The organism is Bacillus sp. SORGH_AS_0510, from assembly GCF_030818775.1.
GTDB lineage: Bacteria > Bacillota > Bacilli > Bacillales > Cytobacillaceae > Neobacillus.
On record NZ_JAUTAU010000001.1, the window covers coordinates 4,303,102 to 4,321,247 of the forward strand.

General features: G+C 41.4%; 14 protein-coding genes and 1 pseudogene. 2 read left to right on the plus strand and 13 right to left on the minus strand.

Annotated features, from left to right (window positions below):
* Position 1 precedes the first annotated feature (1 nt).
* The 10 genes from QE429_RS21890 to QE429_RS21935 all read right to left on the minus strand — a co-directional run bounded on the left by QE429_RS21890 (position 2) and on the right by QE429_RS21935 (position 12,951).
* Positions 2-922, minus strand: a complete 921-nt coding sequence (locus tag QE429_RS21890; protein WP_307290033.1) for a DMT family transporter — start codon at positions 920-922, stop codon at positions 2-4.
* Positions 909-1,310, minus strand: a complete 402-nt coding sequence (locus tag QE429_RS21895) for a MerR family transcriptional regulator (RefSeq protein ID WP_307290034.1) — start codon at positions 1,308-1,310, stop codon at positions 909-911. The genes QE429_RS21890 and QE429_RS21895 overlap by 14 nt, the downstream gene beginning before the upstream one ends.
* Positions 1,311-1,605: 295 nt before the next feature.
* Positions 1,606-2,700 (minus strand): CaiB/BaiF CoA transferase family protein, encoded by a 1,095-nt coding sequence (locus QE429_RS21900; RefSeq protein ID WP_307290035.1) that lies wholly within the window; start codon positions 2,698-2,700, stop codon positions 1,606-1,608.
* Between the two features lie 17 nt (positions 2,701-2,717).
* Positions 2,718-4,292, minus strand: coding sequence for a fatty acid--CoA ligase (locus QE429_RS21905; protein WP_307290036.1), 1,575 nt, complete (start codon positions 4,290-4,292; stop codon positions 2,718-2,720).
* Between the two features lie 260 nt (positions 4,293-4,552).
* Positions 4,553-5,710: a thiolase family protein gene (locus QE429_RS21910; RefSeq protein ID WP_307290037.1), complete on the minus strand. Its 1,158-nt coding sequence runs from the start codon at positions 5,708-5,710 to the stop codon at positions 4,553-4,555.
* 18 nt (positions 5,711-5,728) lie between these two features.
* Positions 5,729-6,874 (minus strand): acyl-CoA dehydrogenase family protein, encoded by a 1,146-nt coding sequence (locus QE429_RS21915; protein ID WP_307290038.1) that lies wholly within the window; start codon positions 6,872-6,874, stop codon positions 5,729-5,731.
* 220 nt (positions 6,875-7,094) lie between these two features.
* Complete coding sequence (locus QE429_RS21920; RefSeq protein ID WP_307290039.1) at positions 7,095-8,624, minus strand: acyl-CoA synthetase; 1,530 nt, start codon at positions 8,622-8,624, stop codon at positions 7,095-7,097.
* Between the two features lie 327 nt (positions 8,625-8,951).
* Positions 8,952-10,697, minus strand: a complete 1,746-nt coding sequence (locus tag QE429_RS21925) for a sigma-54-dependent Fis family transcriptional regulator (protein ID WP_307290040.1) — start codon at positions 10,695-10,697, stop codon at positions 8,952-8,954.
* A 104-nt stretch (positions 10,698-10,801) separates the two neighbouring features.
* Positions 10,802-11,569, minus strand: a complete 768-nt coding sequence (locus QE429_RS21930) for a 3-hydroxyacyl-CoA dehydrogenase (protein ID WP_307290041.1) — start codon at positions 11,567-11,569, stop codon at positions 10,802-10,804.
* A 167-nt stretch (positions 11,570-11,736) separates the two neighbouring features.
* Entirely contained in the window at positions 11,737-12,951 is a 1,215-nt protein-coding gene (locus tag QE429_RS21935; protein WP_307290042.1) for an MFS transporter, read from the minus strand.
* Positions 12,952-13,150: 199 nt separating this feature from the next.
* On the opposite strand from QE429_RS21935, the gene QE429_RS21940 reads away from it, so the two are divergent.
* On the plus strand, positions 13,151-14,113 hold the full coding sequence (locus tag QE429_RS21940) for a D-2-hydroxyacid dehydrogenase (protein ID WP_307290043.1): 963 nt from the start codon (positions 13,151-13,153) through the stop codon (positions 14,111-14,113).
* 139 nt (positions 14,114-14,252) lie between these two features.
* A pseudogene (locus QE429_RS21945) lies at positions 14,253-15,188 on the plus strand (glycerophosphodiester phosphodiesterase family protein).
* Positions 15,189-15,227: 39 nt separating this feature from the next.
* On the opposite strand, the gene QE429_RS21950 reads toward QE429_RS21945, so the two are convergent.
* The 3 genes from QE429_RS21950 to QE429_RS21960 form a co-directional block, all read right to left on the minus strand.
* Positions 15,228-15,920 carry an ABC transporter permease gene (locus tag QE429_RS21950; protein ID WP_307290044.1) on the minus strand — a complete coding sequence of 231 codons (693 nt, stop codon included), beginning with the start codon at positions 15,918-15,920 and terminating at the stop codon, positions 15,228-15,230.
* Positions 15,913-16,836: an ABC transporter ATP-binding protein gene (locus tag QE429_RS21955; protein ID WP_307290045.1), complete on the minus strand. Its 924-nt coding sequence runs from the start codon at positions 16,834-16,836 to the stop codon at positions 15,913-15,915. Before QE429_RS21955 ends, QE429_RS21950 begins: the two co-directional genes overlap by 8 nt.
* A gap of 374 nt (positions 16,837-17,210) precedes the next feature.
* A complete protein-coding gene (locus QE429_RS21960; protein ID WP_307290046.1) occupies positions 17,211-18,146 on the minus strand; it encodes a sensor histidine kinase in 936 nt (311 codons plus the stop codon).

Below are 18,146 nucleotides of genomic sequence, written 5' to 3' on the forward strand. Positions count from 1 at the left end.
CTTATGAAAGAGACCTCGTAATCACTTTATACACCTTCCCAATGTTCAGAAAACCAGATGAAATCAGTACCCCTGAAATGACCATGACGGTGCCTATTACTTGCACATTGGTAACCGGTGTTCCTGTGACAACTGATATAAGCATAGTTACAACAGGTACTAGATTAAAGAATACAGCAGTATTAGCCGGACCTATCCTTTCCATTGCCTTATTCCACCAAAGATAGCCTAGTACACTAGTGAAAATGGCCATAAATAAAATGGCTCCCCAAGCAATAATAGGGGTTTTAATTTCTACATTTGTACTTGGTGAAAAAATTGCTAGTATGACAAGAAATAAGGCGCCAGTTATCATCGTATAGGTGGTTGTTTCTAAGGAAGAACTAGTTTTCAAATATTTCCTCCCCAGCACCCCATATAGTGCCCAACACACATTCCCTGCCAAAATGAGAATGTCACCCTTTGAAAAAGAAAGAGTTTGTATGACTTCCCAAGATCCTCTGGTCAATACAAGGGTTACACCTAGAAGAGCAAAAAAGATTCCCATAGTTTGTTGTTTGGTGATTGGTGTTCTTAAGATAAAAAAAGCCATGATCAACGTAACTAGCGGGTTGGTTCCCATAATTAAAGCACCATTCAACGGCGAAGTATGATTCATCCCAAAAAAGAAGAAAGCGTTAAAACCAAATATCCCTACTATCCCTAGTATGGTATAAGTGATTCCATGCCGGAGAATCGTTTCCCATTTTACTTTCTTTTGGATGATTAAAAGGGCAAACATGACAACTGCCGCAATCCCAAATCTCCACCCTGCAGCACTTGCCGCAGAAAAATATTGAACTGCATATTTAGCAAGATTGAAGGTGGCGCCTGTTACTAACACGAACCCCATTAGCATTCCTGTCACTTTAGCGTTTTTCATTGGAGTCTTCCTCCAGCATGTCTTGATAAGTTGTCAGCTTCTCTTCGGTTAACTGAATGACCATTTCCAATTCTCTTTTTTGTTGCTCCAATGTCAGCAAATGTTTTTCTAAAATATGCTTTCGTTTTTGTATTTTCGTGCTTCTGTCTTGTTCAGAATCCTTGTTTTCTAAAAGACAACCATCCACTAAGAACTCTTGGATATCTTCAAGAGACATTCCTGTATTTTTAAGAACCTTCATAAATTGCAACAATCGGACTTCTCCATCGGTATACAGCCTTTTTCCACTAAGCCTTGTCGGCGAAGATAACAGTCCAATCTTTTCATAATATCGTAACGTATGTGCAGTAAACCCCGTTTGCTGGGCAACTTCCGAAATACTGTACATGACACAAACACCTCCTATACACATGCTACAACTTAGAGTTAGCTCTAAGTCAATATTAATTTGGAATTTTTTTCTTAATAAAAAAAAACTGCCGATTATCTCTCGACAGTCTTCTTCTTTTTATACAAAGGCTGTGTTAAAGAACAGTGTTGATTTATACATCCTGTTAATTGGAGCGGAAGGCACAAAGACTCCTGTGGGAGTATGGTTCAGGAGAGACCGCGCAGACGCTTGCGTCGAGGAGGATCGCCGCGAAGTGCCTGGAGCGGAAATCAACAGGCAAGTTTAACAGAGCCTATACAAAAAGATTATTTAATATTTGCTCTCTGTGCTCCCCTTTTTTAGGAGGCGGTGAGAATACCTTCTGCTTTAAATCACTATGCATCTTCACTTGACAGTCTCCCCATGATGAAATGAAGATTAATTCTTTTTCTTTAAAATAAGGATACTCGTTCAGTTCCCCTACTTCTAACACCGGCGCCATACAGCAATCTACTTTTTGGGCAAACTCGATCCACTCATAGAAGGTTTTACTTTTAAAAAGGGTGGTCACTTCATGAAAAAATGGATTATCTTCCTCCGTTTTTGTAAAATGTGCGGCAATCCACTTCTCACGCCCATGAGCCAGACAAAAGTTCTCCCAAAACTTCGGCTCCAGTGCACCAATACTCATATACCTTCCGTCCTGTGTTTCATATAAGGCATATGATATGGTGCTACCGTTTAGCACGTTAATACCGTTCGCCTCACCAGTTTCTTTTTCAACCATGACGTGATTACCCAGTAACGATACAAGTTGATCGGTGATTGAAATAGAATGATAGCTTCCCTTTCCTGTTAGGGAACGTGAGACTAGCCCCGCAAGAATTCGTTCATTCGCTGCAAACCCGCCTAAATAATCGGCAATTGTAATAGTGGGATGAACTGGCTTGCCCTGTTGATCCTTTAACTGGGCCAGTACACCGCTTAACGCCATGTAATTAAGGTCATGATTCCCAAGCTTGCTCAGCAATCCATTTTGCCCATACCCAGAAATAGAGCAATACACGATATCAGGTTTTACCTTTTCAACTGCCTCATAACCAAGCCCCAATTTCTCCATGACACCGGGTCTAAAGCTTTCGATAAGGACATCTGCTTGAGCAATTAACTTTCGTGCCGTCTCTAGCCCGTCCTTTTCCTTCAAATTTAGTGTAATGCTTTTCTTTTGTCTGTTGTTCGCTAGAAAAACAAGCCCTGTTCCCTGTTTGGATAATCCGGTGTTTCGCGCAGGATCTCCTTCAGGTGGCTCCACCTTAATGATTTCCGCACCTAATTCGGCTAACCGTAATGTGGCATATGGTCCTGGTAAGTAGTTAGTAAAATCTATCACTTTGATTCCTTCAAGCATGATTAGGACCCTTTCTCTTATGCATTTTTAGAGCCAGGAGCAAATAGTTCCTCCAGCTGCTTGCGAAGGACAAACTTTTGAATCTTTCCGCTGGCATTACGTGGGAGTGCGTCACAAAATACGTATTTTCGCGGTCGCTTATAATTCGCGAGTTTATTACTATTTTTACAATAGTCATCGAGTTCTTGGTCCGTTACAGATGGATCTTTTTTTACAACAAAAGCAGTAACGGTTTCCCCCCAACGGTCATCAGGCTGCCCAACAATCGCTACATCAAGGACTGCTGGATGTGAGTGCAGGAGGTCCTCCACTTCTCGTGGATAAATATTCTCTCCACCGCTGATAATCATATCGTCGACACGGTCATTCACCCATAGGTAGCCATCTTCATCTAAATAGCCAATATCTCCGGAATGGTACCAGCCTTTGTACAAGGCTTTTTCTGTTGCTTCCTCCCGATTAAAATAACCGGACATCATACACGGCCCTTGGACAATGATTTCTCCTGTTTCCCCTGTTGGGACTATATCATCTGGATCGGAAGGACCGTCCTCTCGTGTTCGGACAATGCGGATATCATGATTGAGACAGGCCTGGCCGGCAGAACCTGCTTTTGTCAGCTGATCTGCTTCAGATAGGAAAGTGATAGCTGGACCCATTTCCGTCATCCCATAGGCCTGGACAAGAGCAATCCCCAACTGGTCATGGCAGGCATGAACAAGTGATGGAGCCATTGGTGCTGCGCCATATAATCCTAGTTTTAAGCTGGAAATATCATATTGTGTAAGGTCTTCTTGTAAAAGCATGTTCCACATGGTTGGTGCCGCGAAGAATTTCGTAATCTTTTCTTGTTGGATTAGTTCTAGTACTTTCTTTGGATTGAATTGGTGCAAGACTACATTTCGGGCTCCCACATGAATTCTCGGCAGGATGGCACAATGAAGCTCGGCGCAGTGAAACATGGGTGCAGTCACAAGACCTACATCTGTTGCTTCGTATTTAGTCGCACCGATAACTAATAAGCTTTGTTCGACCATGTTCCGGTGGCGGTGGAGGACTCCCTTTGGCCGACCGGTTGTCCCACTTGTATACATGATAGCGTATAGGTCGTTTTCATTTACTTCTGTGTGGATTACTTGAGTTGAGCTAGTGTTGAGTTTTTCTTGGTAGCTGGCTGCATAGGCAGGTGTGTCTTCATCAATAAACCAGAAGGCACTTTGTGGGAAGCGGTTTTCGATAGCGGCAATAACAGGCTCTAATGCTTTTTCAAAAAGAACAACCTTTGGGGCGGCATCTGATAAAATATATGCCACTTCTTCAGGCATTAACCGGAAATTAATCGGATTGAAGACCGCACCGATTTTTGCGCAGGCAATAAACGTGGTCGCCAGTTCTTCGGTATTAAATAGGAAAGTGGAGACACGATCTCCTTTTTGTATGCCTTCGTTTACTAGGGCATTCGCAAGTCGATTGACTTGATCATTCCATTCTTTGTAGGTAAACCGGGTATTTTTCCTGACATCATAGATTGCTTCCTTGTTTGGGAACTTTTTTACCGTCAAATCAAAGATTTTTCCGATTGTCGTACTCATTTAACCGCCTCCATTAATAGATTGGCAGGCAATCGGTGGGGACCGATTGCCTTTTTTATGTTTTTTGCGGGTATTTATATGTTTGATTGCTTTTTATTTGCGAATTTTAGGGTTTTATTTGCGAATCTTGAGATTTTATTCGCGAATTTTCGAACTTTATTCGCGAATCTAGCCCCTTTATTCGCGAATCTATTACATTCAGAATTCTATCGGCGAATTTTGGCATTCTATCGGCGAATCAAAGATTCCCAGCCTAAACCCTAATCCAATCTCTCAATAATCGTAGCGTTAGCCATACCATGGCCTTCGCACATCGTTTGCAAACCATAGCGGCCCCCACTGCGCTCCAATTCGTGCATCATCGTCACCATTAAACGGGCACCGCTGCCGCCTAGTGGATGGCCAAGAGCAATTGCACCTCCATTAGGATTGAGTTTAGCAGGATCCGCTCCCGTATCTCTCAACCATGCTAGAGGTACTGGTGCGAAGGCCTCATTAACTTCAAACACATCAATATCGTCAATCGATAATCCCGATTTTTCTAAGGCCTTCTGTGTTGCCGGAATTGGCCCGGTCAGCATTAATGTTGGATCCGATCCTACCACCACACGTGTGTGAACACGGAAGCGTGGCTTTAACCCTAATTCCTCTGCTTTTTCGCGAGACATCAACAACAAAGCAGCTGCTCCATCACTAATTTGGCTGGAATTACCCGCATGAATAACCCCATCTTCTTTAAAAGAAGTCCGCAGTCCTGCTAAAGCTTCCATTGATGTCCCCTTTCGAGGGCCAGAATCATCTTTAACCAAAGTAGTTGTTCCATCTGGAAGGGTCACTTCAAGCGGAAAAATTTCTCTAGCAAAGTACCCTTCCTCTTGCGCTTTTAGAGCCTTTTGGTGGCTCTCTAGCGAGAATCGGTCGAGCTCCTCACGAGTAAAGCCATATTTTTCAGCAATCCTTTCTGCCGACAACCCTTGATGAATCATTTCATATTTAGAACGTAACGTAGGGCTAAACGGTTCCTCCGCCCCTTTATAGTTGGAACCCATCGGTACCCGGGACATGCTTTCCACACCACCAGCAACCACCACATCCATATCACCAGCGAGAATCGCTTGTGCAGCAAAGTGAACAGCCTGCTGACTCGAACCACATTGACGATCAATTGTGGTCCCTGGTACCTCGATTGGGAATCCCGCGATCAATGCGGCAACTCTTGCAATATCTCCTGCCTGTTCCCCCGCTTGAGTCACACAGCCTAAAATGACATCATCGATAATCGCAGGGTCAATGCCTGCACGGTTCACTAGCTCCTTCAATGTTAAACCTGCTAAGTCATCCGGGCGGATATCCTTCAATAATCCATTTCTTCTTCCTACAGGAGTTCGTACTCCCTCAACAATTACAACTTCACGCATAGCTCTCTGCCTCGCTTTCTATAATCCTAGATTTTTTGCAATGATAGTCTTCATAATCTCATTCGTGCCGGCATATATGCTGGAGACTTGGATATCCCGGAATCTTCTCGCAATCTCGTATTCTTCCATATATCCATAGCCGCCATGCAGCTGCATACATTCTGAGGCTATCCGTTTCGCGATATCGGTAAGCTTCCATTTCGCCATCGACACCTTTGTCACCACGTTTTTCCCTTCGATATGCTCAGCAATTAACTGGTCAAGAAAAGCTCTGCCCATCTCAACTTCTGTGGCCATTTCAACCATTTTAAACTGAGTATTTTGGAACTGGCTGACAGGTCTTCCGAACGCTTCGCGGCTTTTTACATAGTCCATGGTCATCTTAAGCATCACTTCGGATGCAGTTTGCGCCCCAATCGCTACAAGAAGCCGTTCCTGCTGAAGTTTTTCCATTAAATAAAGGAATCCCTTCCCTTCCTCACCGAGAAGGTTTTCCTTTAGTACTCGACAATCCTCAAAGATTAATTCTGCTGTATCCTGGCAATGGAGGCCAACTTTGTTTAATTTTCTTCCTCTTGTAAATCCAGGTGTATCTCGTTCGATTACAAGGAGGCTTACTCCTTTATGCTTAGGAACGACCTGGGTGTCCGTCTTTACAGCAACAATGACAAGATCAGACTGAATCCCATTTGTAATGAACGTCTTTTGTCCATTGACAATATAGTGGTCCCCATCCAGTTTGGCAGTTGTTTTGATATTGGCTAGGTCTGAGCCGGTGCCTGGCTCGGTCATCGCAATAGCGGTAATGAATTCACCAGTGACACATTTCGGAAGCCAGCGCTTTTTTTGCTCCTCTGTTCCGTAAGCAGTGATATAGGGAACGACGATATCATTGTGAAGTCCAACTCCAATTAAACCGGAGCCGACCCGTTCCAACTCTTCATTAATGACAACCGCAAAGCCCCAGTCTACCTCGCTGCCACCATATTGCTCATCAATATCTGGACAGAGATACCCTTGCTCCCCCATCTTTTTCCAAAAAGAACGAGGAATCATTCGGTTTTCTTCCCATTGCTCATAAAAGGGATATGCTTCTTTTTCTAAAAACTTTCGTAATGATTGACGAAATATTTCATGGTCAGCGGTTAAATATGGGTGTTTCATACAAAAACCTCTCTTTCGTTATAAGAACGCTAACGTTCATTTACACGTGTTCTTCACTTTTCATTTATTTCTACACGTTTTTTGATCTTATCTACACACTTTATTCATTTATCTACACGTTTTTAAGATTTATCTACACGTTTATGAGATATATCTACACACTTTTATCATTTATCTACACAAATCCACTACTTATCTACAAATGCCCGCCCGCCATTGCTTACTTCACATTACTCTCCGTCCGCATTTTCTGCCGAAGCTGATATTTCAATACCTTTCCAGAGGCGTTTCTTGGCAGCTGCTCCTCGAAAAATATCCGGCGTGGCACCTTATAGCCTGCAAGTTTTTGCCGGCAGAAGCTTCGTAATTCCTGCTCATCAATTACAGCCCCCTCTTTTGGAACAATAATCGCACAGACTGCTTCACCCCAGACTTCATCCGGTAACCCGATAATTGCGGCATCAAGAATACCCGAATGCTCAAAGAGAACGCTTTCAACTTCCACTGAATAAACATTCTCCCCGCCGGAAATTATCATGTCTTTCTTCCGGTCGACAAGCGTAATATAGCCTTCCTCGTCGATTGTGGCTAAATCTCCTGTGTAAAGCCAGCCGTTTTTCAACGTGCTCTTCGTCTCCTCTGGCTTTTTATAATATTCCTTCATCACCATCGGACTCTTAACTATAAATTCCCCAATCACACCAGGCAATACATCGTTTCCTTCTTCATTCACCACCCGCGTTTCCGTTAAGAAGATTGGCTTTCCGCCCTTTCCAAGATGATTCTTATGCCCCTCGGGATCGAGGAGAATGCCTCCAGGTCCTGCTTCCGTTAAACCGCACAGGTTGTAAAACTGGTCTGTTTTAAATAGTTGCATACTTTTCTTCACCAACTCTGGTGCCATCGGTGCAGCGCCATACCCGACTCTCCTAATCGAAGAAAGATCATAATCAGCTACGTTCAGCACTTGAAGAAGAAAATTATACATCGCTGGTACGGCGAATAGATGGGTAATTTTATGCTCTTGAATCGCTTGAAGTGTTTTGACTGGATGGAAATCACGATGGATAATATGGGTCGCACCAAGTGCCACACCAGAAATAAGGAATAGGTTCAGCTGCGCTGAGTGAAACAGTGGTGCTAAATGAAGAATATGCTCATGCGGCCTAATCCCCATATTGATGACTACAGCAATGCCAACTTTAAAAATTTGGTCATGTGTAAATAATGCTCCCTTGGGCCGTCCGGTTGTCCCTGAGGTATAGAGAATTTCTAGGTCGTCCTGCTGAGATACCTCTACATTAGGTTCCTCTTTGTTAGTAGATCGAATTTTTTCATACGAGTAATAGCCTGTTGTTTCTGGTTCACCAACGGTCACCACTAATCCGATGCCTGAGCCCTGCTTAGCCTCCGAAATGATGGACTCAAATTCCTTGTCACAAACGACAACTTCAGCATCCGATTGGTGCAAAATATATTGAACCTCGGTAGCCGTCAGTCGAAAGTTAACAGGAACGGCAACTGCACCAATTTTAGCAGCCGCAAAAAAAGTAAACACAAAGTGATCTGAATTCTTCATCATTAATGCAAGCTTGTCACCCTTTTTAACTCCCTGACCCATTAAACCGTGTGCCAGTTGATTGACTTCCTCGTTAAATTGGCGGTACGTATAGCTTCTGCCTTCACATTCGATGGCTAATAATTCAGGATATTTGCAAGCATTTTGTGTTAATAGGCTGCCAATATTCATTAATGGGATCCTCCTCTTATAAAAAAGACTCACCTTAATTCATGCAATTTTTGTGCCAATATTCAGAAAAATAAAAATAGCTTATTAGATAGCTTTCTTCAACTCCCTATGTTTTACAAACATACACAGGCGACAATTTACTGTCCAAAAACTAGACACAATAAGAAAAGCGCAAGCGCCTTGGTCAGCCCCGACAGGCAAATGTTCTTCGGCAAGAAATGTCCGCCTTTTGACTTTTATTGCCGAAGGTTATTTGACCCGAGGGGCTAGGCGCTGGAGCTGGACAATTCTCGAAGTCGAATTTATACGCTTATAAGGATGATGTGCCTACGTTGACAATTGATATTTTTTTATTTTTTCATATAAACCAGATCGGCTGATACCTAGTAACCTTGCAGCCTTTGCCTTATTTCCTTGAACCTGGACGAGTGCTTTTTTAATCGCTTCGAGCTCGGCATTTTCAACAAGGGACACATTTTGAACCGGTACGTATAGAGTCACCTGCTTTGTCACATAATCAGGCAAGTCCTCATATTTAATTTTGCCGCTTTCTGCAAACGTCATGGCCCGCTCCATCACATTCCTTAATTCGCGGACATTTCCAGGCCAGTCATACCCTAGTAGCGTTTCTCTTGCCCGGCCCTCGATTCCTGTTATACTGGTTCCTAAGATTTGATTGAATTCAATCATGAACTGCCCAATCAAATGATCGACATCGTAAAGGCGTTCCCTTAGTGGCGGAACATTCAAGGATATGACATTCAGACGGTAATATAAATCCTCTCTAAACGTTCCTTCTTTGACCATTTTCTCGAGATTTCTGTTCGTTGCTGCGATAATTCTAACATCTACTTGAATTCTAACCGTTCCGCCCACTCTATAAAACTCTCTCTCCTGGAGGACCCGTAATAGCTTTGCTTGGAGAGCTAATGACATATCGCCAATCTCATCGAGAAAAAGAGTGCCACCATTGGCCAAGTCGAACTTACCTAGCTTCCCTTTTTGTCTCGCTCCTGTAAAAGCCCCTTCTTCGTAGCCAAAAAACTCAGATTCAAGCAAGTCCTCCGGTATCGCCGCACAATTGACAACAATGAACTTTCCTGTGCTTCTTGCACTACTTTTGTGAATGGCATGAGCAAACAATTCTTTTCCTGTACCACTTTCTCCGCGGATTAGAATGGTTGACCGACCCTTGGCGGCTTTGGCAGCACTTTTCTTCAATTTATCCATATAGGGATCTACGGATAAAAGATGGTCCCATGTGAACCTGGCTGATTCCGACTTTTGATACTGCTGATGATAAAAGCTAGCCTTATTCTCTGCTTTTTGCAGCTTTTTGAATAACTCGCTGACTTCATTTAATTGCCGGAATACCACCTTGCCAATGGCACCAATTACCCTTCCATCCTCTACAATGGGAATGCGATGAACAATATACTTTATGCCATTTATCTCTAAAAAACCGCTGACTTCAGCTGTTTCGGATTCATAGACCTTTTCTAAGTGGAGCTGGGGTAAAACTTTTTCAGCTGATTGGTGTAACACCGTTTCTATTTGAAGATTGAATAATTCAAGTAGAGGCGGACTGACCATTTGAATTTTTCTCTTCTCATCCGTCATGATAATCCCATCAAATGCATGATCAATCGCTGTCTCTAAGGTCCTTTTTAGCGTTTGAATCGTTTGTAATTCCTGAGAGGTTTGTAATAGGGACAAAACCATATCCGTTTTTGTTAGAATACCAACAACCAGGTTCTGTTCATCGATAATCACACCTGTACCAACCTGGCTATTTTCTACAATACTTTCAATCTGTTCATATGGAGTGTTGATTTTTAATGTTTCTACCTGTTTTTTTATGTATTTTTTAATGGGAGTGGTTAGATGCTTTTCAGCTATCACCATTTGGTATAAGCTGCTTCTGGTAAAAACACCTAGTAGTTTTCTGTTTGAGTTTGTTACAGGAAGCAGGTTCCATTTCTTTTCGTGCATTACATCAATGGCCTCTTTAAGTGTCGTTTCTTCAGTAATCATACAATCCACTGGTGTAATGATATCTTTAAATTCATACATTTCGTCACCACCATCTTTACATACCTCTATTGTATCAAAAAAGAATGATAGTTTTGAATTTTTAAACAATAAAAAGAGAAGGTCTCCCCTCTCTTTTTTCTTCCTTATTTCGGTTGCATTCTAATCGCTCCATCTAGCCTGATGGTTTCACCGTTTAGCATTGGATTTTCGATGATACTTTGGACGAGCTGGGCATATTCAGCTGGATAACCAAGCCTTGGTGGGAAAGGCACCATTTTACCAAGTGAATCTCTCGCTTCCTCTGGGAGAGTATCAAACATTGGTGTGTGGAACAGTCCCGGTGCAATCGTCATCACACGGATTCCATATCGTGCAAGTTCTCTTGCAATCGGCAAGGTCATGCCAACAATTCCCCCTTTTGAAGCACTATAGGCAGCCTGGCCGATTTGGCCGTCAAAGGCAGCCACAGAGGCAGTATTAATAATTACCCCTCTTTCGTTTTGATCGTTACCTTCGTTGCTGGACATTTTTTCAGCTGCAATCCGAATGACGTTAAAAGTCCCGATTAAATTGACATTAATGACCTTTGAAAAAAGCGATAGGTTATGGGCACCCTTTCTGCCAATGACTTTCTCGGCAATGCCGATTCCCGCACAGTTCACAACCGCATTAACTTCCCCCATAAATTCAGCCGCTTTAGATACTGCTTCTTGAACGTCTGCTTCCTTCGTCACATCCACCTTTAAGAATAATACTGCTTCGCCTAACTCAGATTCGAGTTGTTTTCCCTTTTCTTCTGACTGGTCAAAAATAACCGCCTTTCCACCTCTACCAACAATGTTCCGAACCGTGGCCTCCCCTAATCCTGACGCTCCTCCTGTAACAATGGCACGACAAGTTTGAATATCCAAAATAGTAACCCCCTTTTTAAGAATTCTATTTTGTTATTCTGCAAGATTTATGCCAATCGTTTGATAAGAAATTGCAATTAAGGGTCGGCACCTGATGTATAGGGTCTGGACACTTTTCACACAAAACTGACCAAATATTGTACATGGCATAAAAAATAGACCCCATTTTAATATGAGGTCCCGACCCTTTTCTTCGATAGTATATTTTCCTGTGAAGCTGCAGCACGCTTCTTTTTTTCCATCATAATGACTAAAGCAATCGCAATGACTAAAAATCCACTAGCAATTCGGAAGATCGATGCCGTATCCACAAATTGAGCAAGAGCTCCAAAAATGACACCACTAAGTCCGATTCCTAAATCAATAGATGAAAATATCATTCCATTCGCTACACCGCGCCGATTGGTTGGTGTCAGTAATAATGCCCAAGACTGTAACGTTGGGATCAAGCAGCCAAAGCCTAAACCAAAAAACACTCCTGCTATGGCAATGAGAAGGCTTGAATGAGCATAAGAGAGTACCCACATGCCAATAAATGTTAGCACGGTACAGAAAAGTACCAGCCCAAATGGACCCTTTTCATCAAACCATTTCCCAGCAATCGGTCTCGCTACCGTAGCCATCACCGCATTGAATATATAAAATAAAAAGATTTGTTCAATGCCTCTTTCCTGTCCAAAGATAACAATGAACGTGACAATGGATCCGTAGCCAAGATTGATAATAATCGTAATAAACGCAGGAAACCAGCTTGATTTTTCCACTAATGAACCAACATAGGAAAACTTTAAATCTTCTTTTTTCGTATTTAGGACAGCTTCAGGCGTTTGATAGCGAACAATCATAAGTAAAACAATTGCAATAACTCCTAAAAGTGCTGAGATATAAATAAGATTGGTAAATGAAGTGATTTTATATAAAAAGATTCCTAGACTTGGAGCAATAATCATCCCAATTGTAATCGATAAGCCGTAATATCCCATTCCTTCACCAAGGCGTGAATTAGGGATTACATCTACTGCTGCCGTCCCATTAACCGTTGTTGACCAGCCCCAAGCTAACCCATGGACTAAGCGGAATAATAGAAAAATCAGCACTACCTGCGATATCGGATAAAGTATGGTAATCAGTAAGAGCATAACAGCTCCTGATATGACAAGTGTTTTCCTCGCTTTATATTCAAGCATAAAGCCGATAAATGGGCGGCTTATAACGGCTCCAATCGAAAACAACGCCGTAACTAGCCCAATCTCTAGTCCAGATGCTCCAATGGACTTTATATATGGCGGCAAAGTTGGAATAAGCATTTGAAATGACATAAACACAAATAAATTTCCGACCATGAGCATAATAAATGACTTCGTCCACAAACGCTCTCTCAAACCATTCACACCCCTTTATTCCATTAAAAAAGAATCCTCAAAAAGAGAATCCGTACTTCTTCATTTTATTTCGTATCGCTAAATAATAGCACAGAAGCTGGAAAAAGGAAACCAGAAAGATTCTTCGAAACAAGTTAATATTTCTACTTATTTACGTTATCATTAAATAAGATAAACATCATACGAACGGAGGATTCTTATGCAAAAGAGAAAGCTAGTGATCACCCATACTTTAGATCAAGACTATATCAATCTACTGGAAAATACATTACCGGATTGGGAATTAATCATCGGTAAAGACAAAGAGTCTTGGCAAGATCATATTATGGATGCAGAGATTATTGCTGGTTGGAAAAAGGGATTAGAGGAAGAAATCCTCGCCCCTGAATCAAAACTTAAGTGGCTACAAACATGGAGTGCTGGGGTAAATAACTTGCCACTGGATGAACTACACCATAGAAACATAACGGTAACTAGTGCCAACGGTGTTCACGCTTACCCCATTTCTGAAACGATTTTTGCCTTAATGCTAGGCTTAACACGAAAGCTGCATACATATGTCAAAAACCAGCAAGCAAAGACCTGGCACCATGCCCATATGGGACTAGAAATGCATGAAAAAACAGTCGGCATCATTGGAGTTGGAGAGATCGGAAAAGAAACAGCTAAAATTGCAAAGGCATTTGGGATGACCGTCCTTGGTGTCAGGCACTCAGGCCAACCAGCAGATTATGTCAATGAGATGTACACACCTGAACAGTTAGAGGTACTGCTTCCAAAGTGCGATTATGTGGTAGTGACTTTACCTCTTACGAAAGAAACTCACCGTTTATTTGGTGCAGAACAATTTAAGCAGATGAAGTCTTCTGCCTTTTTCATTAATATCGGACGTGGTGAAATTGTGGTGGAAACCGATCTCATTCAAGCATTACAGGATGGCATTATTGCGGGTGCTGGATTAGATGTATTTGAAAAAGAACCGCTCAACGCGGAAAGCCCATTATGGGAAATGGAGAATGTCATCATTACGCCGCACACCTCTGGTTCTACAGAGCATTATAATAAGCGGGTTATCGAAAATATCCTTATTCCTAACTTAAAGGAATATCTAGCAGGAAAAATCCCGTCGATTAACCGGGTTGATTTTACAAAGGGATATTAAGAAAAGCGTAAGCGCCTTGATCAGCCCCGACAGGCAAATGTTCTTCTGCAAGAAAAGTCCGCCTTTTGACTTTTATTGCAGAAGGTTATTTGACCCGAGGGGCTAGGCGCTGAAGCTAGACAAACAAAGGAGCAACAGCATGCAGCAAGTTGTAATTGAAAAAACAACGAAAAAGAAAAAGCGCCTTGTAAAAGCTTTACTTTATATAGTTCCAGCCATCCTTATTTTCTTGTCGGCCGTTAATTTCATTCCAGTTAAGCAAATAAATCAAAAAAGCTTTTTCAAAAATAACCGACCGTTAGTGATTGCCCATCAAGGCGGTGAGTTACTTGCCCCATCTAATACGATAGCAGCATTTACGAACGCAGCAAATATGGGGGTGGATGTAATTGAGACAGACCTCCATATTACAAAGGATGGCTACTTGGTTGCTATTCACGATCCTACCGTTGATCGGACAACGAATGGACATGGCAAGGTTGCAGACATGACGCTGGAGGATATTCAGAAGCTTGATGCGGGGTACCATTTTAAAGACCTTAACGGAAACTATAGTTACCGTGGAAAAGGCGTCTACATTCCTGCGGCTGAAGAAATGTTTCAGACATTTGATCATATGAGAATTGAAATGGAGATTAAGGACGACAATCCTCCGGAACGAATCGATGAGATGGCTTCCTAACTTTGGGCTCTTATTAAAAAGTATCATATGGAAGATAAAATTTTGGTGGCTTCGTTTGATCAGAACATTCTCGATACCTTTAACAAATATGCAAAGGACAGGGTTGCCACATGTGGCGGAAAACAAGAGGTAACACAATTTGTTGTCTTCCATAAGTTCTTTTTGCGGAACCTATATCAATCACATACAGATTCTTTTCAAATTCCTATTGAGGATAGCGGCTTTGATTTAACCGATCAAAAGTTGATTACCGGAGCACATCGACGGGGACAAGACATAAGTTATTGGACCATTGACGATCCAAAAGAAATGAAGAAATTGCTAGACGCAGGAGCAGATGGAATATTAACCAATCGACCAGATTTACTATTAAAACTAGTAGCAGAAAAATAGGTAAAGAGGCTGCTCATATGGCCAGCCTCTTTACCTATTTTAATTGATATCTACTTTTTCAATATTTCTAAAGGAAAAATATGCGATGACGCAGCCTGCAAGAGCAAGCGCAATGGGTACGAAAATGAATGAAAAAATATTTACATTATTAGCGGAGGAACTAGTGATCGATACCAAAACAATCGCAGATACAATCGTTGTTGGAACCGACTTCTTCCTCATTCCAAAATACAATGGAATTAAGGCCATTCCTGCTGAAGCTATCGCACCAAGAGTCATGCTTAGCAATCCATTAACTAATACATCGGATGTTAACGCCTTAGGTACAAAATGAAAATACGAATCTGCTAAATAAAACATGCTGCCAACTAAGAGATTCGATAAGAAAATTGTTAGGAACGTAAAGCATGCAACAATTATTAACTTGGCAATGATAATTTTCTTTCGATTAATCGGATACATGAACATCAAAGAAATAGAATTATTCTTATATTCATCTATAATTAGCTTAGAAATCAGCACAGCTGCGAAAATAATAAAGATGGCTCTAATCATACTACCAATTGCCCCAAAAGCCATATCAAAGCTTGGAAATGCAATAATCCCGTCACTTTTTTCAGCAAAATAAGTTACACAAAGCGCCCCCATTACAATCACATTGGCAATCAAAACATTTTTTATAAAGGAAAATAGTTTAAACTTCCTTATTTCAAGACCAATTAATTTACGCACTAATACCGCCTCCATTAATAATTGTTAAGAAATAATCTTCTATGGAATGGTTCTTCTTACTGAGTTCTTCAATCATAACTCCATTTAAAATAAGCGTTTTAGAGATTTCCGCTTGAGAGATTCCTGTTTCATAGATCCGGAAACGTCCCTCTTCTACTATTTTAAAATTAGTAAACTTCAGGACCTCCTCCAATACATAAAGGGCCTTGTTCATATCTTGAACGGTTAGTTCGAGATATTCTGTGTTTTGCTCCTGAATCTCGGACATCGGAACCTCTTTTATTAACTTCCCGTCACTGATCACCCCAATGGTATCGGCAATCTGTTCAATTTCACCAAGGATATGGGAAGATATCAATAGAGTCATACCATATTCACGACTGAGCATTTGAAAAAGATTACGCAGTTCTTTTATGCCAACGGGATCCATCCCGTTAATAGGTTCATCTAAGATTAACATTTCCGGTTTGGTAATGATGGCACGAGCAATCCCGAGGCGCTGCTTCATACCTAATGAGAAATCCTTTACAGGTTTATCCTCGATATTCGTTAATTTGACTAAATCTAATGCTTGATCAATTGCTTTTTTATCGTAGTAGCCCATATATTCGCAATGAAGTTCCATGTTTTCTCTTGCTGTTAGTCTGTCATAGAAAACAGGATATTCTATGATGCTGCCCAGCCGCTTCAGTACTTCATATGACGTATTGGTAAGTTTCTCACCAAAAATTTCAATCTCACCGCTTGTCGGTTTCACTAGATTGGTGAGCATTTTCATAATCGTGGTTTTACCAGCACCATTTGGTCCGAGAAACCCATAAATTTCTCCTTTTTTCACCTTCATATTCACGTTTGTTATAACATCCTTACCTTTATATGATTTTGTTAGTTGATTCGTTTTGATGATGTAGCTCATTTATTTCAGCTCCCCTTCGTCTTTAACTACTTTTATTCTAGTCAGTAGAGTTTTCTTTTTTATTAATCAAATCTTACGAAATTCTTAAGAAAGAGCCCTAACAACATGTCTGTTGATTTCCGTTCCAGGCGCGAGCGGTTCGTGGGCGTTTCGGCGAGCCTCCTCGGCGCTTACGCCTGTGGAGTCTCCCCTGAACCGTACTCCCACAGGACATTGAATAAGCTTCATCGATTCAACACCGCACGAAGGAAATGCGGTAGCATTTTCGAGGATCTTCGCGCCTTCCACTCCAATCAACAGAATGTAAAAAAATAAAAACAGCTTTTTCTTTGCCTAAGAAAAGGATGTCCCCTAAATGAGGCATCCTTTGATGTTTAATATGTTATTCGGTTTAGTTTGACAGTAAAGGTGGTCTTTTCGTACGGTTTGCTCGCGAGAAAAATTTGCCCGTCCATTTTTTCCACCAGCCTTTTGGTTATTGTAAGACCGAGGCCGCTACCTTGATACGATTTGTTTCGTGAATCTTCAAGGGTGTACATCCTTTCAAACACCAGGTCCTTGTGGAGCTCACTGATTCCCTTTCCTTTATCCCATACATCAACAAAAACTGATTGATCATCTTGTCTAAGTGTGAGCCCTAGCACTTTCCCTTCCGAACCATATTGAATCGCATTTGAAATTAAATTATTTAAGATTCGATCAAGTTCCTCTTCGTTTCCTAGAGCATAAAGATTTTCATCAGGGAGTTCGATGACTACATCAAATCCCTTCGAGGAGAGAACCGCATAAAAACCTAATATATTTTTTCGGCAAATCTCATTCATGTTCACCCTTGTAAGAGGGATATCTTTATCCCCGGACTCAAGCTTTGCTAAATCAAAGAACTTCTTAATAAGTTCTAAAACTTCCACCGTTTTCCCATGGACCTTTTGCAAAAGATTATCCGTTTCTTCCTGGCTTCTATTCTGGTCATTTAACATAATCTCAATGTAGCCAAGAACTACGGTCAGTGGTGTTTTTAAATCATGTGAGATATTCGAAAGCATTTTTCGCATCGATATTTCCGTCTTATTATAGCTGGCCATGATTTTCTGGTTGTGTTCTAAAAGACGATTGATTTGGATTAATAGCTGTTTCATATCTTCACGATCGGTGTGTAGTAGTAGTTTTTCATCGGTTTGTGCGTTAATGATTTCCTTCAGCTTCTTGTGTATATAGGTTAAATTCTCCTGATTATTTTTTTTCGAGCGATATTGTATATAATTTAGTGAAGCTAATCCTATTATGATACTGACTAAAACTATGACCAT